Origin of the sequence: Enterococcus sp. DIV0901a, from assembly GCF_051711525.1 — a bacterium.
Classification (GTDB): domain Bacteria; phylum Bacillota; class Bacilli; order Lactobacillales; family Enterococcaceae; genus Enterococcus_B; species Enterococcus_B faecium.
In genome coordinates, this window is sequence record NZ_JBIOMW010000001.1 from 1,187,502 (window position 1) to 1,212,781 (window position 25,280).

The window sequence follows — 25,280 nt, forward strand, 5'->3', positions numbered from 1 at the left end:
AGAGATAGAAAAAAGAAGCAAAGGAATGGAACAAAAGGAACATGAAAAATTATATATGGGACTTTGATGGTACATTGTTTGATACGTATCCCGCAATGGTAGATGGTGCATGGCAAGCACTAAAAGATTTTGGTATCAGTATGGACAAAAAAGAAATCTACTTCAAAATGAAAAAGTATTCTACTAGTTATTTGATCAATGAATCAAACTTGAATGCCAGAGAGTTTAATGAATTATTTCACCGATATGAAAAAGAAAGTACGGAAGTTTCCCGTCCATTTCCAGAAACGAAACAAGTACTGGAAATGCTAAAAGACAACGGCGGTCGTCATTTCATCCTGACCCACCGTTTGACAGAATCAACATGGGGCCTGTTAAAAGAACATCGATTGGCACATCTGATTGAGGAAGTAGTAGGGATCGATCAGGACTTTCCTCGTAAACCTGATCCAGCATCTTTAAATTATTTGATCGATACTTTTCATTTAGAAAGAACAGACACGATGATGATCGGCGATCGTCGTTTAGATATCGAAGCAGGGAAAAATGCAGGAGTCGCTACTTGTCTTTACGACATCGATCATTTTCTGGGTGAGATCCCGGCAGATTATGTGGTAGGAAATCTGAATGAAATCCTTACCTTGCAGAGCATCATTAAAAAGTAGTATCCCCTTTCAAAGGAGATATGTTATAATTTTCATAAAGGAGTGATAAAATTATATGGAAATCAGAAGACAAAAAGAAGTTGTAGAAGCATTTCATTATGATATGAGATTGCCGAACCAAGAAGTAGAAACAGATTTGAAAGTAGGCTTCTCGCCTTTAAAAGAAACGATCGAAAACTATCCGAAAGAACATAGCATCGTAGGAGCACGCTTAGAGTTCCGTTTAGTGTTTGATACATATGTTTTATCTGGAAGTGTGAGTCAGATCAATCATATCCTCAATCGGAAAATTGAAGGTCAAAATGATGTCACACAAGAAGAAGTGGACGAGCTAGTAGCACCGTTATTCGATATCGTACGCCGAATGTCTTATGAGGTGACAGAGATCGCCTTAGATCAGCCTGGGGTAAAATTGAATTTTCAATCAGAAAAACAAGAATAGACAGTAAAAACATACCTGCGATAGATTAAAGCTATCACAGGTATGTTTTTTTATTACTAATTGTAAGCAAAAAGAATGTCATTTCGATAAAAATCGTCTAAAATATAAAAGTCACTGAAAAAAATTTTTTCAGGAGGATGGTTGAAGAATCATTCTCGGGAACCTTTACTTCCTTCGATGGACTTGTCATTAATAATATGAGGAGGAGAAAAATGACAACACTCATCACAGTTTTAGTGGTTCTAGTTTTTGCGGCATTATTATATGTGTTCTATCGTATGCAAAAGCGCCATACAAAATTTTCAACACGCGTCTTTACAGCATTAGGAGTTGGTATCGTCTTTGGCGGTCTGCTTCAATTGATCTTTGGTGTAGACGACAAAGTCGTTACTCAATCAATGGAATGGATCGGGATTGTAGGTCAAGGATATGTATCATTCTTGCAAATGCTAGTTATGCCTTTAGTGTTTATTTCGATCATTGGTGCATTCACAAAAATGAAAGTTTCTGAAAAGCTAGGGAAAATTAGTGCGACTGTATTGACTTCTTTACTTGGAACAACAGCTATTGCAGCATTGATCGGAATTGGTTCAACAATGCTGTTCGGACTCCAAGGAGCTAAATTCACACAAGGAGCTGCAGAAACAGCACGAATCTCTGAACTGGCAACACGTCAGGAAACAGTTGAAAACTTATCGATTCCACAGCAGATTTTATCCTTTATCCCTAAAAACGTATTTGCTGATTTAGCAGGTAGTCGTGCAACAAGTACGATTGGAGTCGTTATTTTCGCGGCATTTGTCGGAATCGCTTATCTAGGCGTGAAAAGAAAAGCGCCAAAAGAAGCAGCATTCTTTTCAGATTTAGTCGACAGTCTGTATAAAATCATTATGCGGATCGTGACGCTTGTTTTGCGTTTGACACCTTATGGAGTATTTGCTTTGATGACAAACGTTTTGGCAACAAGTGATTTTGCAGCTATCGTCAATTTAGGTAAATTTGTCGTTGCTTCTTACGTAGCATTGCTTGCTGTTTTGATTGTCCACTCACTGATTTTGATTGGTGCAAAAGTCAATCCAATCAACTATTTCAAAAAAGCCTTTCCGGTATTGAGCTTTGCGTTTACTTCACGTTCAAGTGCTGGAGCTTTGCCATTGAATATCGAGACTCAGACAAAAGCTTTAGGAGTAGATGATGCAACAGCTAATTTCTCAGCAAGTTTTGGTTTGTCTATTGGACAAAACGGCTGTGCTGGCGTTTATCCAGCTATGTTGGCAACGATCGTCGCACCAGCAGCTGGAGTGAATGTCTTTAGTTTGGAATTTATTTTGATGCTTGTGGCAATTGTAACAATCAGTTCTTTTGGTGTAGCTGGAGTCGGTGGGGGCGCAACATTTGCTTCACTGATCGTTTTAGGGGCAATGAACTTGCCAGTAGCAATCGTTGGGTTAGTTATCTCTGTTGAACCATTAATCGATATGGCACGTACAGCAGTAAACGTCAGCGGTAGCATGGTAGCTGGTATCGTGACAAGTGCACGCATCAAAGATTTAGATCGCGATGTCATCAATGATGATTCTAAAGTGATCGATGTGAATGCATAGTCAAAAAGAGGTTGTGATAGAAGTGGTCAGCTTTAAGAAATAAGAAGAAGTTTCCTAAAAATAGTTTCTCATGTTTGTTGAATATTGTGTCTTGTGACCGAGGAGTTGTCAGGAGAACACCGTTTACCAGAGGTTGTGACTTGTTTTTAGTCACGACCTCTTTTTTTATTTATTCCATATAAATACACATTATTTATTCCGAAAAGTGAAAGCGTAAATAACAAAAACAACCAACTTATTTATTATTAAAGAAAAGCGTATTTAAGTAGGACGATTCTGTTGAGAGCTTTCGTAGATTTTCCCATTTTCCTATGGTAAACTGACAAAGTTGAGAATGTTAGAACAGATCGTTTAGGAGGAAACAGATGTTTACGAATGAAATAAAAATCATGCTTTATGTGGACGATGTAGAAAAAAATGCAACGTTTTGGAGAGCAGTTGGCTTTGCAGAAAAAGATCGTCAAGAAATGGATGGGACGCTTATAATTGAAGTAGGAGTTGAGGATAGTCAAACCTCATTTCTGTTATATGATCGAGCATTTGTTGAGTCCCATTCACCTGGCACAGCTACTAGTGCCCCATCTTTGATGTTTTACAGTAAAGATATCTTTGGACTATATAAAAAAATGCAGACGCAATCAGTCACATTAGGTGATATGGTACAGCTTGGAGAAGAATATGTCTTTAACTTTGCTGATCCCGATGGCAACTACTTTGCGGTTACAGGTAAATAATAGAAATAAAGACTTTGTTTTTCTGTGCGAAACAGGAAAGCGAAGTCTTTTTAATTCAAATAATAATATTATGTAAACAAAAAAACTTTCCATGCGTAATTATACACAAGCAAATAAATCGTCAAATGCGAACGCCTTCTTTATAATGTTTAGGAACGAAAAGAAGGAAGGAAGAAATACATGGATTATCAAGTACTGCTTTATTACAATTATACAAAAATCGAAGAACCAGAGGAATTTGCCAAAAATCATTTAGCCTTTTGCAAATCTTTGGATCTTAAAGGTCGTATTCTAGTAGCTGAAGAAGGAATAAATGGTACTGTGTCTGGAACCGTTGAAAACACAACTGTCTATATGGAAGCAATGAAAGCTGATCCTCGATTTGCTGATACGATGTTCAAGATCGATCCAAGCGAAGGACATGCCTTTAAGAAGATGTTTGTAAGATACCGTCCAGAGCTTGTAAGTTTAAAGCTAGAAGAGGACATTGATCCAAACCAAGTGACAGGTGCTTATCTTTCACCGCAAGAATTTAAAGAAGCTATTTTAGATGAACAGACAGTGGTGATTGATGCACGGAATGATTATGAATATGACTTGGGACATTTTCGAGGGGCTGTACGCCCAGATATACGCAGTTTTCGAGAGCTTCCAGACTGGATCCGCGAGCACAAAGAAGAATTTATGGAAAAACGGGTAGTGACCTACTGTACTGGTGGCATTCGTTGCGAGAAGTTTTCTGGTTGGCTTGTCCGTGAAGGATTCAAAGATGTCGGACAGCTGCATGGCGGTATTGCTACTTATGGTAAGGATCCTGAAGTCCAAGGAGAATTATGGGACGGCAAGATGTATGTGTTTGATGAACGGATCGCTGTCGATATCAACCAAGTAGATAAACAAATCGTCGGTCGCGACTGGTTTGACGGAACACCATGTGAACGATATATCAATTGTAGCAATCCTGAGTGCAATCGTCAGATTCTTGCTTCCATTGAAAATGAAGAAAAACATTTAGGAGCATGTAGCATAGAGTGTGCGAAACATCCGCGCAATCGCTATGTTCAAGACCATGGAATCTCTCCAGAAGAAGCAGAACTGCGGTTTACAGCTTTAAGTAAATAGAAAACAATAGTTTTGATTGTCGACCATTTCCAATATGCGCTATACTAGCGTTGAGGATGGTGATCTATATGAAATCATTACTTTATGCTATTGGGGATGTCCATGGCAAATATGAGCTTTTTGAAAAACTTATTCACTATTATGATCCAAAGATCCATCAGCTTGTTTTATTAGGGGATCTCAATGATCGAGGTCCTCGTACAAAAGAATGTTTTTTATTAGGAAAGCAATTAGTCGAAGAAACAGGAGCCATTTACCTCCGGGGAAACCATGAAGAATATTTTTTGCAATTTTTGCAATCACCGGAGGACTGGTATGCGCCTTATATGAGAAATGGTGGAAAAGAAACGTTTGAAAGCCTGCTTCACCCAGGGGCATCGGAGGAATACTCCCCAACTGAAATTTCGATGATGATCCAATCGAGATATTCAGAACTGATTAAATTTTTAGTCCAGCGCCCCTTGTATTATGAATGGGAAAATTATCTTTTTGTCCATGCCGGTGTGGATTTGACAAAGAAAGACTGGCGTAAGACAAGTCCAAGAGACTTTATTTGGATAAGGGAACCATTTCATGAAGGGAAAAACAATACAGGTAAGACAATCGTATTTGGACATACGATTACACCAATGCTCCATGGAGATATGCAGACAACAGACCTCTGGATCCATGATCATAAAATCGGCATGGACGGTGGAGCTGTATTTGGAGGGTCATTGCATGGGGTTGTTTTTGACAAGGAAGGTATTCTTCAAGACATTGAATATCAGAACAACGAAGGACCTTGGCATGGAATCTGACTAATGGAAAGAATGAAGGAGCTGTGACTTTGTTGCGGCTCTTTTTATTTGTATAGAGAATATTGTTTCTTTCAGTAGTTTAACCCAGGATAAAAAGTATGATAGAATAAAGAAGCAATTTTTAGCAGAAAAGAGGCATTTTAATGACGGAAAATTTGAACCAGACGATCATTCAGCTTGTACAAAAAGAGCTTTCAGACTATCGTCCCAAGCAGCTGACTACTGTACTTAATTTGTTAAATGAAGGAAACACTGTTCCTTTTATCGCGCGTTACCGAAAAGAAATGACTGGAAGTCTTGATGAAGTCCAGATTCGTGAAATCGAAGAGCGGTATGCATATCTTGAAAACTTAGAAAAACGTAAAACTGAAGTGATTCGGCTAATCGATGAACAAGGGAAACTGACTCCCGAGTTAGAAGCAGAAATCACCCAAGCCGTGAAAATGCAACAAGTGGAAGATTTGTATCGTCCATACAAACAAAAACGACGGACAAAAGCAACGATTGCTAAAGAAAAAGGACTTGAACCACTCGCAAAGTGGCTGATGCAGCTTACAGATGGAGAGGTGCAATCTGAAGCAGAAAAATATATTGACAAAGAAAAAGAAGTTTCTTCTGCCGAAGAAGCGTTGCACGGTGCTCATGAGATTATTGCTGAACAAGTCAGCGATAATGCAAAATTTCGGACTTGGATTCGGTCTTATACGTATAACAAAGGTATGTATGTCAGCAATGTCAAGGATGAGCAAGCAGATGAAAAAGGCGTATATGAAATGTATTATGACTTTGCAGAACCCGTCCATAAAATGGTTTCTCATCGAATATTAGCTACTAATCGTGGAGAAAAAGAAGATATTCTGAAAGTATTCCTTCAAGTAGATGAAGCAGCAATTTTAGCTTACTTGGATCGCCAAATAGTCAAAAATCCTGCCTCTCCTTCTTCTTCATTCGTCAGAGAAGCCTATCAGGATAGTTATAAACGCTTTATTCAGCCAGCAATCGAGCGAGAACTGCGCAATGAATTGACTGAAAAGGCAGATGAGCAAGCAATCGCTATTTTCGGCGAAAACCTCCGTAATCTTTTGTTGCAACCGCCACTAAAAGGTAAAGTTGTCCTGGGATTTGATCCGGCTTATCGTACTGGATGTAAACTAGCAGTCGTAGATGCGACAGGGAAAGTTTTAGCAATCGAAGTTATTTATCCTCATAAACCTGCAGCGCAAGCAAAAAGAGAAGCTGCTGGACCAGCTTTTATCCAATTAATTAATAAATATCAAGTAGATATGGTAGCTATCGGAAATGGTACAGCCAGTAGGGAATCTGAACTTTTTGTGGCTGAGCAGTTGAAATCCGCCGACCATAAAACCTATTACGCTATCGTCAACGAAGCAGGCGCTTCTGTTTACTCCGCTAGCGAAATTGCACGAAAAGAATTTCCGCATCTACAAGTTGAAGAAAGAAGTGCTGTTTCTATTGCCCGTCGCCTGCAAGATCCTTTAGCTGAATTAGTCAAAATCGATCCTAAAGCTGTCGGAGTAGGCCAGTACCAACATGACGTTTCTCAAAAACGTTTGGCTGAACAATTGGATTTTGTTGTGGAAACAGCGGTTAACCAAGTAGGCGTGGATGTGAATACAGCAAGCCCGCAGCTCTTGCAGCATATATCAGGATTGAATAAAACAACTGCCCAAAACATTGTCATTTATCGTGAAGAAAACGGAGAATTCACCGCACGAACTCAATTGAAAAAAGTGCCACGCTTAGGACCAAAAGCATATGAACAAGCAATCGGATTCTTGCGAGTCCCTGGTGGGAAAAACATTTTGGACAACACAGGTATCCATCCCGAAAGCTATTCTATTGCAAAAGAAATATTAACTTCAGTCCAACTTTCAGAAAAAGAGCTTGGTACAGAAGAAGCAGTAGAAAAATTGACACGATTATCCGTAGAGAAACTGGCTGAAAGCCTATCAGTCGGAGAAGAAACGTTAGCCGATATTTTAGCTGGGCTGACACAACCTGGACGAGATATGCGTGATGAGATGCCAGCGCCCTTATTACGTACAGATGTATTGAGTATGGAAGACTTGAAACCAGGGATGGAATTGACTGGAACGGTCCGTAATGTCATTGACTTCGGCGCATTTGTTGATATCGGTGTGAAGCAAGACGGACTTGTCCATATATCGAAACTCAGCAAAAAATTCGTCAAGCATCCTACAGATGTCGTGTCAGTAGGAGATATCGTAACAGTTTGGATAGAACAAGTCGATACGAAAAAAGGCAGAATCAGTTTGATGATGCTTTCCCCTTATGAAGAGTAACAATGAGGAGTAACAAAAATTGACACAAGAAGAACTGCAGCAGTTAGTAGAAGAGATATCATTAAAAAGCTTCCAGCTTCCTTTCAAGCACCAAGCAATGTTCAATCCACGCTTACGTACAACTGGCGGGCGCTATCATTTAAACGATCATCATTTAGATTTTAATGCGAAGCTATTTGAAGAGTCAGACGAAGAGACGATTGCAGGAATCATCAAACATGAACTTTGCCATTATCATCTTCATCTAGCTGGAAGAGGGTATCAGCATAAAGATATGGATTTCAAGTATCTTTTGAAAAAAACAGAAGGGTTGCGCTATGCGCCAGCCTTGACGAAAAAACAGATAAAGATGGAGTATTATCGATGCCAAGATTGTTCTGCCACGATCTGCCGCAAGAGAAGAATCGATGTACGCAAATATCGTTGTGGAAGATGTCATGGGGAAATCAAATGGATTGAGACAAAAAGAGAAGACTTTAATGAAGCACAAAAAATCAGATGAAAGGATGGAAGGCCTTTGGAAAAAAGTGAGCAGAGGAATCTAAAAGACTGGAATCAGCTATTAAATTTTTTAGCCGCACCTGAAGAGGGAAATTTTGAGGAACTGACGGCACCTACACTTATTTTAGCTGGAAACTGTCTTCCTATCTTAGCTGATAAAGCAGCACAAATGTATGTAAATGGTCAAGTAGAACGTTTATTTTTGGTCGGCGGTGTGGGTCATGCGACTAGGATCCTTTATGAGAATTTTGAAAAGCAAGGATTTCATTTTGAAGAAGGCATGAGTGAAAGTGAAATCTGTCGTCAGTATCTAAAAGAAGTCTATGATTTGCCCGATAAGGCTTTCCTGATAGAATCGAAGTCTACAAATTCTGGAGAGAACGCCACTTTTTCACTGGAGATTCTTCATTCCTTAGGAGCTGTACCAGAAAAAATCTTATTGATGAATGATCCGACACTGCAACGCAGGACCCGAGCAACTTTTGAGAAAGTATGGCAAAATGAACAAACTGTTTTCGCGAATGCTGTGCCATTTGTGCCGGAAATCCTTCACTTTTCTGAAGAGATCATCTTTACAGCAAAAGAACTGAATCATCAATGGCCTAAGGAATATTTCCATGCGCTAGTATTAGGAGAAATGGAACGACTCCATGACGATGAGAACGGCTATGGTCCGAAAGGAAAAGATTTTATTCCTCACATTGATATATCAGACGAAGTTTGGTCTTCTTACACCAGAATTAAAGAGTCAATAAAAATGGATTTTTCCCGTACGTGACCATTTTAGCAAGCGAATCCTCCTTTCCAAATAAATTTGGTTGAAATTTTCAATCGTTTATAAGATAATGAGGAGCGTGTTGAATGTAATAGCTAAAAGAATGGACGCTAGATAAGAGAAGAGGATTCAAATGGAAAATCAAAATAAATTGTATCATTTTGTTGGTATCAAAGGTTCAGGAATGAGCTCCTTGGCTCTTGTTTTACATGAACAAGGTCTAAATGTCCAAGGATCAGACATTGAAAAATATTTCTTTACACAAAGAGATTTAGAAAAAGCAAATATCACGATTCTGCCATTTAACGCAGATAATGTAAAACCAGGGATGACGATCATTGCAGGAAATGCATTTCCTGATTCACATGAAGAAATCCAGCGAGCAAAAGAATTAGGTTTGGAAGTGATTCGCTATCACGACTTTATTGGTCATTTTATCCAAAACTATACGAGTATCGCTGTAACAGGCTCTCACGGAAAAACAAGTACGACTGGACTGCTCTCTCATGTATTGAGTGGTGTCCGTCCAACAAGTTATCTAATTGGAGATGGAACAGGACATGGTGATCCGCAAGCGGAATTCTTTTCATTTGAGGCCTGTGAATATCGCCGTCATTTCCTTGCCTATTCACCAGACTATGCAATCATGACCAATATCGATTTTGATCATCCGGATTATTATACAAGTATCGACGATGTATTTACAGCTTTCCAAACAATGGCTGGACAAGTGAAAAAAGCTATTTTTGCGTATGGTGACGATGCTTATTTACGCAAATTAAAAGCAGATGTGCCGATTTATTATTATGGTGTCACAGAAAACGATGATATCCAAGCACGAAACATCGAACGCACAACTTCTGGTTCTGCTTTTGATGTCTATCATGGAGATGAATTTGTTGGGCACTTCACTGTACCAGCATTCGGTAAACACAATATCTTAAATGCTTTAGGTGTTATTGCAGTAGCTTATTTCGAAAAACTGGATCTGAAAGAAGTTGCAGAAGAAATGCTGACTTTCCCAGGAGTAAAACGTCGATTCAGTGAAAAGATCGTAGCAGACATGACCGTAGTCGATGATTATGCGCATCACCCTGCAGAGATCAAAGCAACGATTGATGGCGCACGCCAAAAATATCCAGATAAAGAAATAATTGCAGTTTTCCAACCCCATACGTTTACGCGTACGATTGCATTGATGGATGAATTTGCAGAAGCACTTGATTTAGCTGATAAAGTTTACTTATGCGATATTTTTGGTTCGGCTCGGGAAGAACAAGGAAATGTTAAGATCGAAGACCTTGGAGCGAAAATCAAAAAAGGTGGAGAAGTCATCAAAGAAAATAATGTATCTCCATTGTTAGATTATCATGATGCAGTAGTAATCTTCATGGGTGCTGGAGATGTTCAAAAATTTGAACAAGCGTATGAAAAACTTTTAAGCAGCACGACGAAAAATGTACTGTAATACAATTACTGCAGTGTCCTTATAAAAATAGAAAGAGGGGGAGTGGCAAAAATCTTGCCAAGCTCCCTTTTTTGCAACTTATGATAAACGGCGTTCAAAAACTTGCATCTGCGGTAATAAGTCCAGCCAAATGAAAAATATGAGGAGCTATTTTTATTTGACCATTCTTATTACTTGATGCAGGGCAGCTTTTTCACAACCTCTGATAAACGGTGTTCAAAAGCTTACATCTGCGGTAATAAGCCCAACCAAATCAAAAACATGAGAAGCTGTTTTTTCTTGACTGTTCTTATTACTTGATGCAGGACAGCTTTTTCACGACCTCAGATAAACGGTGTTCAAAATCTTGCATCTGCGGTAATAAGCCCAACCAAATCAAAAACATGAGAAGCTGTTTTTTCTTGGCTGTTCTTATTACTTGATGCAGGGCAGCTTTTTGACGACCTCAGATAAACGGCGTTCAAAAGCTTGCATCTGCGGTAATAAGTCCAGCCAAATGAAAAATATGAGGAGCTATTTTTATTTGACCATTCTTATTACTTGATGCAGGGCAGCTTTTTCACGACCTCAGATAAACGGTGTTCAAAATCTTGCATCTGCGGTAATAAGCCCAACCAAATCAAAAACATGAGAAGCTGTTTTTTCTTGGCTGTTCTTATTACTTGATGCAGGACAGCTTTTTCACGACCTCTGTAAACTATAGGAATCTGTTAAATCAAGGGAGCAGAACTTGCCTTTTACGCTACTTTTGGTACAATAATGTATGATTAAAAATAAACTGGAGGGTTTCTATCTTGAACATAGGTAAGCCGAGAAAACTAGGAAAAACAATAAATGAAATCGAGGAAGGCGACTCGTTATCCTTAACAGAATCTATTGAAGATAACCAGCTTTTGCTGTATTTGGGATTGACGAATGATGCAAATCCTTTGTATATCCAACATGACTTTGCACAAAAAACAGAATATCAACAGCCAATCGTTCCATCAGTGATGCTGATGGGGATCATCACAAGTGCAATTTCAAAGCATCTTCCTGGACCAGGATCACATGTTGTCAATTTTTCTGTCAATTTTATTGAACCGGTTTTCCATTATGAAACACTGACTTTTCAGTTTGAGGTCATAAAAGTAGATAAGATGAAGGATGTGGTGACGATTTCTGTAGAAGCGGAAAATACGAACGAAGATCGTGTGTTGGATGCTGTCGTTATGGTCCAACCGCCACAAGTTCCTGAATTGGAAATAGCAATCGAAAGTGAAGGTGAATTGAATGAATAATCCAAGTACATCAATGTCAGGTATCAATCGTTTTTATGCAAAAGTTTATGGATTTTTAGGTATGGGACTTGCCCTTAGTGCAGTTACTTCTTACTTGGCTCTTTGGGTATTTCCTTTGCAATTAGCAACTTTTATCAATAATTTTCCACTAGGCTTTGTGGGTCTGTGGATCGTTGAACTGATTTTAGTAATGGTTCTAGGCGTAAAAGCACAAAAGAATCCGAGCTTAGCAATCGGTGGATTTATTGCCTACTCTCTTTTGAATGGCATAACATTAGCGGTTACTCTTGCATACTACGATATTGGAACAGTAACGCAAGCTTTCTTGACAGCTACTTTGATGTTCATGGGGATGTCTGTTGTCGGAGTAACAACAAAAAGAGATCTTAGCGGGGTTGGAAGAGCAGGACAGGCAGCTTTAATCGGAGTGATCATTGCACTAGTCTTGAACATCTTCATTTTGAGAAGTAGCGCAGTTGAGCTGTTCATCTCCCTACTGTTAGTCATCATCTTTGCAGGGATCACAGCTTATGATAACCAAAGCATCCGTAATATCTATGTCCAGACAAACGGAACAGCACATAGTGGAATTGCTGTATTCATGGCATTGAAGCTGTATTTGGACTTTATCAACTTGTTCTTGGCGTTTCTGAGAATCTTTGGACGGAACAACTAAAAAAGAAAAAAATTCATCAGTTGGGGCTATACCGAATTATTTGGTATGGTCCCGCTTTTTCTTTTCGCATTCCGCAGGATTCTTTGTTAGAATGAATAAGAACTTTACAGTAAGGAGTTAAGAAGATGACAAAAAATAAATTATTACTCGTTGATGGGAACAGTGTGGCTTTTCGCGCATTCTTTGCGCTTCACAATTCTCTTGAACGTTTCAAAAATAGAAACGGTCTTCATACAAATGCAATCTATGCATTCAATACGATGTTTGAAAGTGTTATGCAAAAAGAGCAACCGACTCATGTTCTGGTTGCGTTCGATGCAGGAAAAACGACTTTTCGGACAGAAATGTATGCGGAGTACAAAGGTGGAAGATCCAAAACACCTGGCGAATTCAAAGAACAAATGCCATATATACGTGATTTGTTGACAGGACTAGGGGTACAGTATTACGAATTGCCCAATTATGAAGCAGATGATATTATCGGTACTTTGGCAGAAAAAGTAGACAAAGATCAATTTGATGTCGTCGTGCTTTCAGGTGATCGGGATTTGACTCAATTAGCTAGTAAAGAAGTAAAAGTGGATATCACTGTAAAAGGTGTCAGCGATATCGAAAGCTATACACCAGAACATGTAGCGGAAAAATATGATGGGTTGACGCCAAAACAGATTATTGACATGAAGGGACTAGCCGGAGATGCCTCTGACAATATCCCCGGTGTGACTAAAATCGGTGAAAAAACAGCTATCAAGCTATTGAAACAATATGGCTCAGTCGAAGGAATTTATGAACATATCGATGAAATGAAGCAAAGCAAAATGAAAGAAAATCTGATAAATGACAAAGAGCAGGCTTTCTTATCGAAAAAATTGGCGACCATCAATACTTCAGCGCCTGTGGATGTCTCTATCGACTCATTGAAGTATGAAGGGAAAAATCTCGATAAACTCGTTCCGTTTTATAAAGAAATGGATTTCAATCAGTTCCTTTCTAAATTGAATATCGTAGAAGAAGAAGTAAAAATGGATGATATTTTGTTTGAAGTCGTTCATGAATTCAAAGAGGAAATGTTTACTACGGATATGGCGTTGTACGTGGAAATGATGGGCGACAATTATCATACAGAGGAAATCGTCGGAGTAGCGTGGGGGACAGAAAAGAAAATTTATGTCACGAACGATCTATCTGTATTCGAAAACCGAGCGTTCCATTCTTGGATCACTGATCCGACTCGGCTGAAAAAAGTATATGATGCGAAACGAACTTATGTTGCTTTAAACCGCTATACTGGAAAAACGAAAGGAATCGATTTTGATGTCTTGCTAGGTGCATACCTTCTCGATACGAATGAAAAAAGCACAGATATCGAAGGAATAGCTGCTCATTACGGATACAACGATATCCAATCAGATGAAGCTGTATACGGCAAAGGGGCGAAAAAAGGTTTACCAGAAGAAGAGGAACTCTTTTTTGCTCATTTAGCGCGAAAAGTAGCTGCAATCAATGCGTTGACACCAAAATTGAGCCAAGAACTGGCAGATAAAAACCAAGAAGATCTTTTCCGGAAAATGGAACTGCCATTGTCTATCATTTTGGCAGAGATGGAAATAAGCGGGATCAAAGTAGATGCGACTCGCTTACAAGAAATGAAGGGCGAGTTCTCTGCTCGCTTAAGAGAGATCGAACAAAAAATCTACGAAGAAGCCGGCGAAGAATTCAATTTGAATTCACCAAAGCAATTAGGAGTGATCTTATTTGAAAAAATGGGATTACCCGTTATCAAAAAAACAAAAACTGGATATTCCACAGCTGTAGATGTACTGGAACAGCTTCGTGAACAAGCACCAATCGTAGAGGATATCCTCACCTATCGTCAAATTGCAAAAATTCAATCTACCTATGTCGAGGGACTGCTGAAAGTGATCCAATCAGATGGAAAAGTGCATACCCGTTATGTCCAGACATTGACCCAAACAGGACGATTAAGCTCTGTTGATCCTAATTTGCAGAACATCCCGATTCGATTAGATGAAGGGAGAAAGATACGTCAGGCATTTGTTCCTAGAGAAAAAGACTGGCTGATTTATTCTTCTGACTATTCACAAATCGAGTTACGCGTACTTGCGCATATCTCAAATGATGAACATTTGAAAGCTGCCTTCCTAGAAGGTCAAGATATCCATGCCAGCACAGCGATGCGTGTATTTGGAATCGAAAAGGCAGAGGATGTCACACCAAATATGCGTAGGCAGGCAAAAGCAGTGAATTTTGGTATCGTGTATGGCATCTCTGATTACGGACTTTCACAAAATCTAGGAATCAGCCGAAAAGCAGCACAGCAATACATCGATACGTACTTTGAAAAATACCCAGGTGTCAAAGAATATATGGAAAGAATCGTACGCGAAGCAAAAGATCAAGGCTACGTCGAAACGCTGTATCACCGCCGTCGATATCTGCCAGACATCAATTCAAGAAATTACAATATCCGTTCTTTTGCGGAACGAACAGCTATCAATACACCAATCCAAGGAAGTGCTGCTGATATTTTGAAAATCGCGATGATCGAATTGGATAAACGATTAAAAGAAACAGGTCTTCAAGCTACGATGCTGTTACAAGTTCATGATGAACTTGTCTTCGAGGTACCGGAAAAAGAACTTGAATCATTAGATAAATTGGTGAAGGAAGTTATGGAACAAGCTGTTTCTCTTCATGTACCACTGATCACTGACAGCAGTTGGGGAAAAACGTGGTACGAAGCAAAATAAACATTGTTTAAGACAGAGCAATATAATGAAGGTGAAAAGAAAAAATGCCAGAATTACCAGAAGTAGAAACCGTTCGTAAAGGATTGGAACGGTTAGTAGTAGGAAAAACGATTCAAAAAGTTCAGGTCTTGTGGCCCAAGATCATCGAGCAACCAGAGACACCCATCTTTGAGGCTTCTCTTGTTGGCGAAACCATCCAATCCATTGGACGTAGAGGGAAGTTTTTAATTTTTCATCTCGATCATTATGAACTGATCTCACACTTGCGAATGGAAGGAAAATATCAATTTACGAAAGAAAATACACCAATCGATAAACATACGCATGTACTTTTCTTTTTTGAGGATGGAAGCCAACTTCGCTACAACGATGTACGAAAATTTGGTCGTATGACAATCGTCGAAAAAGGAGCAAGTGCAACTTACCGAGGAATCATGAAATTGGGACCTGAGCCTTTGCCAGATAGCTTCTTATTAGCAGATTTCGCAAATGGACTGAAAAAGTCCCACAAAGCAATCAAGCCATTGCTGCTAGACCAACGTCTGGTGACTGGTCTAGGTAATATTTATGTAGATGAAGCATTATGGGAAGCGAAGATCCATCCAGAACAACCGGCGAACACACTGCGCCCCAAAGAGGTAGAACAATTACGTCTATCGATCATTGATGTTTTGGATCGTGCAATAGAAGCCGGAGGTACCACGATTCGCAGTTATTTGAATGCATTAGGAGAATCAGGCGGATTTCAAGTAGCACTGCATGTCTATCAGCAAACTGGCAAACCATGTATACGTTGTGGGACGCCGATCGTGAAAACAAAAGTGGCACAAAGGGGGACGCACTATTGTCCGAATTGTCAAAGGCTAAAAATCGCAAAGTAGGATTTGTTTTAGGTTTGACGGGTGGAATAGCTACCGGTAAAAGTACGGCAGCCAAAGTCTTTCAGTCTCATGGATTTCCTTTGATCGATGGCGATGTGATTGCCAGAGAAACTGTTGAGCCTGGAACGCTTGCTCTGAGGAAAATTGTATCAGTGTTTGGCCAAGAGGTATTGCAGTCTGATGGTCAGCTAGATCGAGTGAAACTTGGGATGATTGTTTTTCCATCAAAGGAAAAACGGCAAAAACTTGATCAGCTATTAGATCCGTTTATCCGAAAAGCGATAAAAGATCAAATCGCCTCTCTAAGTTCCAATCATCCTTTAGTAATTGTAGATATCCCATTGCTCTACGAAGGTCATTATGACCACTATATGGATGCAGTAGCTGTCGTTTATACTACGCCAGAAACTCAGCTTCAGCGTTTGATGAAACGTAATCAACTGACGCTAAAACAAGCGCAGCAGAGAATTAGTAGTCAGCTTCCAATCGAAGAAAAAAAGCAGCGTGCGGATATTTTGTTCGACAACAATGGAACAAAAGAAAAACTTGTGGGACAAATCGAAAATTGGCTTTTTGCTAATCGCTTTCTTTGAGTATCTGTGTCAATTTTGCTATCCTGAGTATAGAAAGTGAGGGATAGCGATGGGATCATTAAAAAATCAAAAGGATAAAGTCGTAGGTAACGCAAAAGAAAAAATCGGCGAGATACTCAATAAAGAAAATCTAATCGATGAAGGTCGTACGCAATCAGAAACAGCAGAAGAAAAAGAAAAGCAGTACCAAGCAAGAATCGATGAAATAGAAGACCAGCAGGCAGAAGAAGAAGCGAAGCGGCAAGATTTGACTCAAGAACGAAAAAATCCGACACCTGATCGTAGTAAAACACCGCTCCCAGAAAGTGACCACATTCCCGATGAGCAAAAAATCGAGGAACAGCGAATGAAACACTATACAGGAATCGAAGAGAAGTTATAAAATAGTAAAAAATCGAGATGTGACTTGAAGCAGATGAGAAGGTGTTCATCTGCTTCAAGTTTTTTGTGCTAGATGACTAAATCAGCTTTTGTGTAAGTTATTTCTCAGTAATCAAGGTGATCAGTATTGGAAAATTGAAATTTGGTAAGGACAGGGGACACAATTACGCATGAAAGTAGAAAAAATTGTTCTTATATCCGTGTTTTTTGGGTAGGACAGTCGCGTTTGTGATTTGTTTCGTGTTATAATACAACTAGTTGTAAAGAAAGACACATCCTTTATATAAAAATGCGATGCAAGAGGTGAGACAAAATGAGATGTCCCAGATGTCAACATAATAATTCACGAGTAATCGACAGCCGTCAAGCAGATGATGGACGTGCGATCCGTCGCCGTCGCGAATGTGAGAATTGTTCGTTCCGATTCACTACATTTGAACGAATTGAAGCTGCTCCGTTATTAGTAATCAAGAAAAACGGGGAACGCGAAGAATTCAATCGCGATAAAATTTTAAGAGGACTCATCCGTTCAGCAGAAAAAAGACCTGTAGCTATGGAACAAATGGAACAAATCGTCAACCATGTCGAAAACCGCGTACGCAGTCTCGGAGAAAACGAAGTATCGACGAATCTAATTGGTGAATATGTGATGGAAGATTTAGTTGATTTAGACGAAATCGCTTATATTCGTTTTGCAAGTGTTTATCGCCAGTTCAAAGATATGTCTGTTTTCTTAAAAGAATTGCAAGATATCGTGGATAAAGCAAAAGAAAATAATAAAGAGAACAATAAAGAAAACAATTAAGAAACAAAAAGGAGGCATTTCCTTGGAAAATGCTTGGAAAGAGCTTCAACCAAAAAATATTTACCAAGGAAGAAAAGCGGCTCCGCTGAGAGAAGACAGCAAGAACGCCTTGCTGTATCTTTATCAGCCACTAATCGGCGGAGAAGCCTTGAGTATCTATTTCACCCTGTTATCAGAAATCTCTCAAGAATCTGGCAAAGGTCCTGAAGGGATGCATGCAGATCTGCTTAGTAGTCTAGGCTGTGGTATCCCGCAATTTTATGATGCAAGAAAAAAGCTAGAAGGAATCGGCTTACTGGATGTTTATTTTAAAGAAGATAGTGATCTGGGACCTCGTTTTATTTATGAGCTGTTAGAACCACTCATTCCTAAAGCATTTTTCAAAGACTCTGTTCTGGCTTTTCTTCTTCTGGAAAAAGTTGGTGAACGACGATTCCAGAAGCTTACCAAATTGTTTGAACCTAAAAGGCATACAGCAGAGGGATATCAAAAAATCACAAAAAAATTTTTAGATGTTTATCGCTTCAATGAAGCAGTGTACGCTGCTAATCAAGAAAACATCGAATCACTGAATAAATCTTTTGAAGAATCTGAATCAGTAGCATTACTTGAAGCAGATTCGACATTCGATTGGCAGTTTTTGAATGATTGGCTGGCAAAAAAACATATTGCAAGTCTTGATGATCCAATCATCAAACAAGTCGACATGTATCATCAGCTTTACGGTTTCGATGAATTGACACTTGGCGAACTGATCAGTCAATCTTATGACTTTAGTGAACAAAAAGTATCTGAAAAAGAACTGCAAAAAGCCATTTTGGCAATGCAGAGACGTCCGGTGAAGCAAACAAAAGAAACAGTTGCGGTTTCTGAAAACAGTAATGAACCCTCGTCAAACGAACATTTGACAAACGCAGCGCTTCAGCTGATAAAAGAAGCACAGAGCATTCCACCGATGAAATATCTGGAAGCAATCAAGTCAGAAAAAGGCGGATATGTTTCTAAACAAGAAAACTGGTTACTGCAAGATCTTGTTTCTCAATCAGGTCTTTCCAGTAGCGTGATCAATGTTTTGCTGAATTATGTACTAGTGATCAAGAATAATGCTAGCTTAAATGCCAGTTATGTAAATACAGTGGCAAATGAATGGGCACAAAAGAAAATCGCCACAGCAGAAGAAGCGATCCAGCACATTCGGGAAATAAGTAATCAAGCAAAACAATCAAAACAAAAGAAGCAAACAAATTATCAAACTGGCAAGCGAAATGTTCGACGGGAAAAGCTTCCTGATTGGGTCAACCAGCCAAAAGATGAAAAACAGATCAGCAGCGAGAAAAAAGCAGAGATTGACCGCCGTTTTAAAGAATACCTGGCAAAAAAGGAGGGTGACATCTAATGGAAGACGTAGGCAAAGAATTGAAGAGGATCATCAGCAAACGCAATTATCAAGAAAAGTATGCTGAAATGATCGCTGAAGTCTTAAATGATGCGGATGTTCAAGCTTTTCTAAGCGCACACCAAGAAGAATTGACACAAGCGGATATTGAAAAAAGTTACGCTAAATTGTATGAATTCGTGCAAGAAAAGCGTAAATATCAAAAAAACGATCCAACGATGATCGCTCCCGGCTATGAGCCGAAGCTGACGTTGAATTTTCATTATGTGGATGTCACTTATGTACCAACGGAAGCATTGTTAGCACGGCAAAGACAAGAAGAAATCAGAAGCCGAGTAAAAGCAATGGATATGCCAAAAGATATTCAATCGGCTTCTTTTGAAAACTTTGAACGTACAGATGGACGAGGATATGCGAGCTTAGAAGCCCTAGATTTTGTAGAGAAATATACTGCTGATCCAAAAGGGTATCATAAAGGACTGTATCTAGTAGGAAGTTTTGGTATTGGAAAAACATATTTATTAGGAGCAACAGCGAGAGAATTAGCGATTGCTGGATTCACCACGACGCTAGTCCATTTTCCGACATTTGCCGTTGAGATGAAACAGGCAATCGGAAAAGATCAAGTGGCAGAAAAGTTAGATGCAGTGAAACGTTCACCTATTTTGATGATCGATGATATTGGTGCAGATGCGATGAGTAGTTGGATACGAGACGAAGTATTCGGTGTTATCCTTCAATATCGGATGCAGGAACAGTTACCAACCTTCTTCTCATCGAATTTTACAATGGATGAATTGGAACAGCATTTGTCCGTCACTCAACGTGGAGATGAAGAGCCACTAAAAGCGAAACGAATAATGGAACGCATACGTTATTTGACAAAAGAAATCGAAATGACTGGTCGCAACCGACGCAATGGTTGAACAGTTGACAAGTCCAACTGACATTTGACCTAGTAGTAAAAGCAGGTCAGCGAATCATTATATGGACAGAAATGACCGGAGACAATCACCGCAACAAGTAATGCAGAAACTTAAACGGAGGATTTTTTATGAGGGCTATTTTTTCTAGTATATCTGTAGTTGGTCTATTTTTTCTTTTAGCAGGCTGCGGTAGCGCAGATAGCAACACAGGTTCTGTTGATTCGATTGATGCGGGTCAAACAGTAAAAACAAGCAGTACGAAAACGGAGGGACAAAGCATATTTGTCGGAACGATTGAAAGTATCACTCAAGTAGAAGCAGAAGAAGAAACGCTTCAGTTGAAACTCGTCGATGTCATGGCCAAAGAAGATCCAGCGAATATGGGAACGTCATTCAGCAATGACGGAGTGATCTTAAATGCTACTGCTGAAAAAATAAGCGTGGACATAAATGAATTGAAAATCGGTGACAAAGTCCAATTTACATTAGTTGAGATGCCGATCATGACGATGTCTATCCCACCGCAAGTTCCTGGAGATTCGATTATTGATGTTTCATTGAACAAATAACCAATAACATTTTTTCAAAAATAAGAAAATGTTGTTTTATAGAACGAAAAGGTATATTTTTTAAGGAGATATGGGAATTTTTTTATTCCTAGTCTCCTTATTTTATTTGGAAAATGCTATAATTATCTAGAAGGAGTGAAGCTATGAACCATTTAGATTTATCTCAGCGCTTAGCCGCAGTGGGTGACTTTGTCCCTGAATCCGCTCGTTTAGCAGACATTGGATCAGATCACGCTTACTTACCCGTTGCATTGATATTAAGAGGAAAAATCGAATATGCAGTTGCTGGTGAAGTCGTTCAAGGTCCTTATGAATCAGCACGTAAGCAAGTCAAAAAAGATGGATTAGAAGACCGTATCACCGTACGCCTTGCAAATGGTCTAGATGCTATCCAGCCACAAGATGGTATTACAGCTGTCACGATTGCGGGTATGGGAGGTTCACTGATCCGAGATATCCTAGAAGCTGGCAAGTTGAATCAACGCTTAAGCGGACAAGAACGTTTGATCCTTCAGCCAAACATCGGAGAGCGTACATTACGATCTTGGCTGCAAGAAAATCAGTATAAAATCCAATCAGAAAAAATACTTGAAGAAAATAAAAAAATATATGAAATCATTGTAGCCGAAAAAGAACAAAAACCAGTTACTTACAATGAAATGGAGCTGATGTTCGGGCCATTTCTGCTTGAAGAGAAAAGTGAGATCTTCAAATCAAAATGGACAAGAGAGCTTCAACAAAGAAAAGCTATCCGTGAACAGCTCAAACAAGCAGCTAATCAAGAGGCACGTCAAAAACAAATCGAGCAGGAAATCCAAATGATTGAGGAGGTTTTAAAGACATGACAATCAGCGGACGCACCTTCATCCAAAAGTTTGAAAGCTATTGTCCTCAGTGGCTAGCTGAAGAAGGAGACCCAGTCGGACTGCATATCGGAACATTGGATAAGCCAATCCAACGAGTAATGATGACATTAGACGTTCGTCCAGAAGTGGTCGAAGAAGCAATCAAGAAAAAAATCGATTTGCTGATTGCTAAACATCCTCCAATCTTTCGTCCTGTAAAACGGCTGGTTACTGATCAGCCACAAGAAAAAATGTATGCAGATTTGTTGAAACATGATATTGCCGTCTATGCAGCACACACGAACATGGATATTATTTGGGATGGACTGAATGACTGGTTTTGTGAACTTCTCGGTATTGAAGTGGAGAGTTATTTAGTAAAGACTCATGAGATTCATTATAAAAAACTGGCCGTTTATGTACCTGTGGATCATGCACAGAAAATGCGTGAAGTATTAGCTGCAGCTGGTGCTGGTACACAAGGTGATTATACCGGTACAAGTTTTACCTCGATTGGACACGGTCGATTTACTCCGGAAGCTGGTGCACAACCAGCGATTGGGAAAGTAGGGAAGACAGAACAAGTTCAAGAGGCAAAAGTTGAGGTTATTTTGCCGGAAACTATCGAAAAACAAGTGATTCAAGCCATGCGGTCAGCTCATCCTTATGAGGAACCTGCTTATGATCTTTTCGCTATAGATGAACCAGTCGAAATGTTTGGGTTAGGACGAGTAGGTGAATTGCCGCAAGAAATTTCTATAGAGGCATTTGTAGAACAAGTAAAAGAAGCGTTCCAACTAGATGGACTGAGAATAGTCCAGCCAAAAAATGCAAAATCCTCTGTGAAGCGCATTGCGATTTGCGGTGGAAGCGGTGAAAAATTTTATCCGCAAGCAATCGCCCAAAGAGCAGATGTCTATATCACGGGAGATATCTATTATCATACGGCTCATGATATGCAAAGCGCTGGGTTGATTGCAATTGATCCCGGTCATTATATTGAATCGTTATGCAAGCAACGATTTATCGAGAAATTTGAATCTTGGAAACAAGAAGAAAATTGGGATATTAACTTTTTCGTTTCTGAAACAAATACAAACCCATTTCAATTTAATTAAAAGGAGAGAATACTATGTACGAAAATCTTTTGCCACGTTTTTTACGATATGTCAAAACAGAAACACGCTCCGATGCAACAAGCAAAACGACTCCATCGACTCAGACACAAGTTGCTTTTGCGCAAGAATTGAAAAAAGAATTAGAAGAGTTAGGCTTAGCTGATGTTTTCTATAATGAAGATAACGGATTCGTTATGGGAACATTACCAAGCAATGTTGATCATGAAGTGCGTTCCATTGGATTTATTTCCCACATGGATACAGCAGATTTTAATGCAGTAGGAGTCAATCCACAAATCATTGAAAACTATGATGGCGAGTCTACGATCGTACTAGATGCGGAAGAACGCTATACATTGAATACAAAAGATTTTCCAAATTTGAAAAATTATGAAGGCCACACATTGATCACAACAGATGGCAGTACATTACTGGGAGCAGATGACAAAACAGGGATTGCGGAAATCATGACTGCAATGGAGATCTTGATCAATAATCCTTCTATCCCTCACGGTACCATCAAAGTGGCTTTTGGTCCTGATGAAGAAATCGGTGTCGGAGCGGATAAATTCGATGTTGAGCAATTCGATGTAGATTTTGCTTATACAGTCGATGGTGGTCCTTTAGGTGAGTTGCAGTATGAAACGTTTAGTGCTGCTCAAGCAAATATTACGATCCAAGGGAAAAATGTACATCCAGGGACGGCAAAAGATACAATGATCAATGCTCTACAGTTAGCAATCGATTTTCATAATCAGCTTCCAGCCGATGAAGTTCCAGAAAAAACGGAAGGATACGAAGGTTTCTTCCATTTGATGGCATTGGATGGGAATCCTGAAGAAGCTTCTATGAGTTATATCATTCGCGATCATGATCGTGAAAAATTCGAAGCACGCAAAGCACAAATCACACATATCCAAGAAGAGTTGAATCAGCGATTTGATCAAGAACGAATCAAAGTAGATATGTATGATCAATATTACAACATGAAAGAAATCATTGAAAAAGATATGAGCATCGTGGAATTAGCGAAACAAGCAATGATCGAGCTTGGTATCTCTCCAGTGATCGAACCAGTTCGTGGAGGAACAGATGGTTCAAAAATCTCTTACATGGGTATTCCGACGCCAAATCTATTTGCCGGAGGAGAAAATATGCACGGACGATTCGAATTTGTTTCTTTACAAGTAATGGAAAAAGCAACAGACGTGATTGTAAAAATTGCAGAATTGAACACAAAGAGTTAAAATCGAAAAAGAACAGCTTATGACAAGGCGTTCGTCCCAATGATGGAATGTCATCTGTCTAAGGCTAAAGGGCAGGACAATGGAATTGGTTGTCCCGCCCTCTTTTTTGAAGAGTAAATAGGAGGTAAAGAATGGAAAAGCTGCTAGTTTTTTATAACAAAAGTTCAGGGAAAGATGAGGGTGAGAAATTAGCACGCTGGTTTCAAGATTATGTAAAAGAAAAGCAGCCAGAATTATATGTAGAACTAGCTGAAACTGGCCCATCGATTGATGATGCGGAATTAGTCAAGAAAGCAGAAGCCATAGAAGCTGATACTTTAGTAATTATAGGTGGAGACGGCACGATTCATCATATCGTCCAAGCGTTCCAAAAAACATTATCTCAATACCATGTCGGATTACTTCCAGGTGGAACTGTCAACAACCTTGCACGTGTTCTTGAGATTCCCCTCAAAAAAGAAGAAGCTGCTGACGTGATCCTGGAAGGCAATGTACGGAAAATAGACTATGGTCAAGTCAATGATGAAGTCATTATCTCTACACTGACAATCGGAATCTTAGCAGATACAGCAGTTTGGATCAGTCAAGAAGAAAAACAGCGTTACGGCTCGTGGATCTTTATCAAGAAGTTTTTTAAGTTATTGCTGAAGAAGAAAAAATATCATTTGGATTTAGAAACAGACGAGGAGCATTGGAAAGGAAAATCCCAACTATTGACAGTCACGATGTCTAACTCCGTGGGCGGTTTTACAAATTTTGACGACTCAGCGACCCCAGATGATGGAAAATTTCATGTAACGATCGTACCTTCCTTAGATATTTTCCGATTTATTTTTTATTTGCCTAGAATCATGAGAGGCAAATTCTATACGATCCCCGGCATTACTTATTTCACAGCCAAACGCATGAAAATCCAAGCGCAGGAAAAATCTGTGGGCACTCGAACGGATGGAGACACGACAGATGATCTTCCAGTTGAATTATCTGTTGTATCAAAAGGATTAACAGTTTATTCACCAAAGAAAGAAGAAAAAGCTTAGAAATAGTAGTTAACAGAAAGTTGGAAGAAGAGTAATGGATGTATTGTTACACAATCCTTTGTGGTTTTACCTTTTCATTGTGAATTTTTACTTATTTTGTCTGATGGGGTATGATAAACATCAGGCTAGAACTAGCGGCTGGCGTGTTCCTGAGAATAATTTGATATTTGTCAGCCTGTTAGGCGGTGGTTTGGGAGGATTGATCTCTCGAAAAGTTTTCCATCATAAAACTCGGAAAAAGAAGTTTACTATAGGATTCGCTGCAGGTGTACTTGTTGATTTGATTCTCATTTATTTTTTCCATTAAGGAGCAGGAG

At 39.3% G+C, this 25,280-nt stretch carries 25 protein-coding genes; all 25 read left to right on the plus strand.

The genetic code is table 11. The features are described 5' to 3' along the window. The first annotated feature begins 41 nt into the window (after positions 1–41). The 25 genes from IGL70_RS05610 (at position 42) to IGL70_RS05730 (ending at position 25,270) form a co-directional block, all read left to right on the plus strand. Entirely contained in the window at positions 42–665 is a 624-nt protein-coding gene (locus IGL70_RS05610; protein WP_002295196.1) for an HAD-IA family hydrolase, read from the plus strand. A gap of 55 nt (positions 666–720) precedes the next feature. Further along, positions 721–1,107: a DUF1149 family protein gene (locus IGL70_RS05615; RefSeq protein WP_002291995.1), complete on the plus strand. Its 387-nt coding sequence runs from the start codon at positions 721–723 to the stop codon at positions 1,105–1,107. 212 nt (positions 1,108–1,319) lie between these two features. Next, the gene (locus IGL70_RS05620) at positions 1,320–2,711 is read left to right on the plus strand and encodes an L-cystine transporter (protein WP_002295194.1); all 1,392 of its coding nucleotides are present in this window, start codon (positions 1,320–1,322) and stop codon (positions 2,709–2,711) included. 365 nt (positions 2,712–3,076) lie between these two features. Then, on the plus strand, positions 3,077–3,445 hold the full coding sequence (locus IGL70_RS05625) for a lactoylglutathione lyase (RefSeq protein ID WP_002296407.1): 369 nt from the start codon (positions 3,077–3,079) through the stop codon (positions 3,443–3,445). Between the two features lie 180 nt (positions 3,446–3,625). After that, entirely contained in the window at positions 3,626–4,567 is a 942-nt protein-coding gene (gene trhO / locus IGL70_RS05630; RefSeq protein ID WP_113792387.1) for an oxygen-dependent tRNA uridine(34) hydroxylase TrhO, read from the plus strand. A 68-nt stretch (positions 4,568–4,635) separates the two neighbouring features. Further along, positions 4,636–5,367, plus strand: coding sequence for a metallophosphoesterase family protein (locus IGL70_RS05635; protein WP_002338777.1), 732 nt, complete (start codon positions 4,636–4,638; stop codon positions 5,365–5,367). A gap of 143 nt (positions 5,368–5,510) precedes the next feature. Continuing rightward, positions 5,511–7,691 carry a Tex family protein gene (locus tag IGL70_RS05640; RefSeq protein WP_104873814.1) on the plus strand — a complete coding sequence of 727 codons (2,181 nt, stop codon included), beginning with the start codon at positions 5,511–5,513 and terminating at the stop codon, positions 7,689–7,691. 19 nt (positions 7,692–7,710) lie between these two features. After that, positions 7,711–8,193: a SprT family protein gene (locus tag IGL70_RS05645; RefSeq protein WP_104857866.1), complete on the plus strand. Its 483-nt coding sequence runs from the start codon at positions 7,711–7,713 to the stop codon at positions 8,191–8,193. Between the two features lie 15 nt (positions 8,194–8,208). Next, positions 8,209–8,970 (plus strand): YdcF family protein, encoded by a 762-nt coding sequence (locus tag IGL70_RS05650; RefSeq protein WP_104873813.1) that lies wholly within the window; start codon positions 8,209–8,211, stop codon positions 8,968–8,970. A 130-nt stretch (positions 8,971–9,100) separates the two neighbouring features. Then, a complete protein-coding gene (gene murC, locus IGL70_RS05655; RefSeq protein WP_002324015.1) occupies positions 9,101–10,435 on the plus strand; it encodes a UDP-N-acetylmuramate--L-alanine ligase in 1,335 nt (444 codons plus the stop codon). A gap of 794 nt (positions 10,436–11,229) precedes the next feature. Beyond that, positions 11,230–11,715, plus strand: a complete 486-nt coding sequence (locus tag IGL70_RS05660) for a MaoC/PaaZ C-terminal domain-containing protein (RefSeq protein ID WP_002296398.1) — start codon at positions 11,230–11,232, stop codon at positions 11,713–11,715. Beyond that, positions 11,708–12,391, plus strand: a complete 684-nt coding sequence (locus IGL70_RS05665) for a Bax inhibitor-1/YccA family protein (RefSeq protein ID WP_104857490.1) — start codon at positions 11,708–11,710, stop codon at positions 12,389–12,391. The genes IGL70_RS05660 and IGL70_RS05665 overlap by 8 nt, the downstream gene beginning before the upstream one ends. Positions 12,392–12,516: 125 nt before the next feature. Continuing rightward, positions 12,517–15,162: a DNA polymerase I gene (gene polA / locus IGL70_RS05670; RefSeq protein WP_010724176.1), complete on the plus strand. Its 2,646-nt coding sequence runs from the start codon at positions 12,517–12,519 to the stop codon at positions 15,160–15,162. A gap of 44 nt (positions 15,163–15,206) precedes the next feature. Beyond that, a complete protein-coding gene (mutM, locus tag IGL70_RS05675; RefSeq protein ID WP_002300666.1) occupies positions 15,207–16,043 on the plus strand; it encodes a DNA-formamidopyrimidine glycosylase in 837 nt (278 codons plus the stop codon). Next, a complete protein-coding gene (gene coaE, locus IGL70_RS05680) occupies positions 16,007–16,636 on the plus strand; it encodes a dephospho-CoA kinase (RefSeq protein WP_104874039.1) in 630 nt (209 codons plus the stop codon). Before mutM ends, coaE begins: the two co-directional genes overlap by 37 nt. 49 nt (positions 16,637–16,685) lie before the next feature. Continuing rightward, the gene (locus IGL70_RS05685; protein ID WP_002319136.1) at positions 16,686–17,018 is read left to right on the plus strand and encodes a hypothetical protein; all 333 of its coding nucleotides are present in this window, start codon (positions 16,686–16,688) and stop codon (positions 17,016–17,018) included. Between the two features lie 312 nt (positions 17,019–17,330). Then, positions 17,331–17,822: a transcriptional regulator NrdR gene (nrdR, locus tag IGL70_RS05690; protein WP_002288327.1), complete on the plus strand. Its 492-nt coding sequence runs from the start codon at positions 17,331–17,333 to the stop codon at positions 17,820–17,822. 22 nt (positions 17,823–17,844) lie between these two features. After that, the gene (locus IGL70_RS05695) at positions 17,845–19,218 is read left to right on the plus strand and encodes a replication initiation and membrane attachment family protein (protein WP_104857491.1); all 1,374 of its coding nucleotides are present in this window, start codon (positions 17,845–17,847) and stop codon (positions 19,216–19,218) included. Continuing rightward, positions 19,218–20,144: a primosomal protein DnaI gene (dnaI, locus tag IGL70_RS05700; RefSeq protein ID WP_002288331.1), complete on the plus strand. Its 927-nt coding sequence runs from the start codon at positions 19,218–19,220 to the stop codon at positions 20,142–20,144. Before IGL70_RS05695 ends, dnaI begins: the two co-directional genes overlap by 1 nt. Positions 20,145–20,272: 128 nt before the next feature. Beyond that, positions 20,273–20,713 (plus strand): hypothetical protein, encoded by a 441-nt coding sequence (locus IGL70_RS05705; RefSeq protein WP_002323022.1) that lies wholly within the window; start codon positions 20,273–20,275, stop codon positions 20,711–20,713. A 143-nt stretch (positions 20,714–20,856) separates the two neighbouring features. Then, entirely contained in the window at positions 20,857–21,558 is a 702-nt protein-coding gene (locus IGL70_RS05710) for a tRNA (adenine(22)-N(1))-methyltransferase (protein WP_002317743.1), read from the plus strand. Next, positions 21,555–22,676 carry a Nif3-like dinuclear metal center hexameric protein gene (locus IGL70_RS05715; protein WP_002288338.1) on the plus strand — a complete coding sequence of 374 codons (1,122 nt, stop codon included), beginning with the start codon at positions 21,555–21,557 and terminating at the stop codon, positions 22,674–22,676. Before IGL70_RS05710 ends, IGL70_RS05715 begins: the two co-directional genes overlap by 4 nt. Before the next feature lie 14 nt (positions 22,677–22,690). Beyond that, positions 22,691–23,923, plus strand: coding sequence for a peptidase T (gene pepT / locus IGL70_RS05720; protein WP_104874040.1), 1,233 nt, complete (start codon positions 22,691–22,693; stop codon positions 23,921–23,923). Between the two features lie 131 nt (positions 23,924–24,054). Next, the gene (locus tag IGL70_RS05725) at positions 24,055–24,963 is read left to right on the plus strand and encodes a diacylglycerol/lipid kinase family protein (RefSeq protein WP_002338327.1); all 909 of its coding nucleotides are present in this window, start codon (positions 24,055–24,057) and stop codon (positions 24,961–24,963) included. 34 nt (positions 24,964–24,997) lie between these two features. Then, complete coding sequence (locus tag IGL70_RS05730) at positions 24,998–25,270, plus strand: DUF1294 domain-containing protein (protein WP_002288344.1); 273 nt, start codon at positions 24,998–25,000, stop codon at positions 25,268–25,270. Positions 25,271–25,280 lie beyond the last annotated feature (10 nt).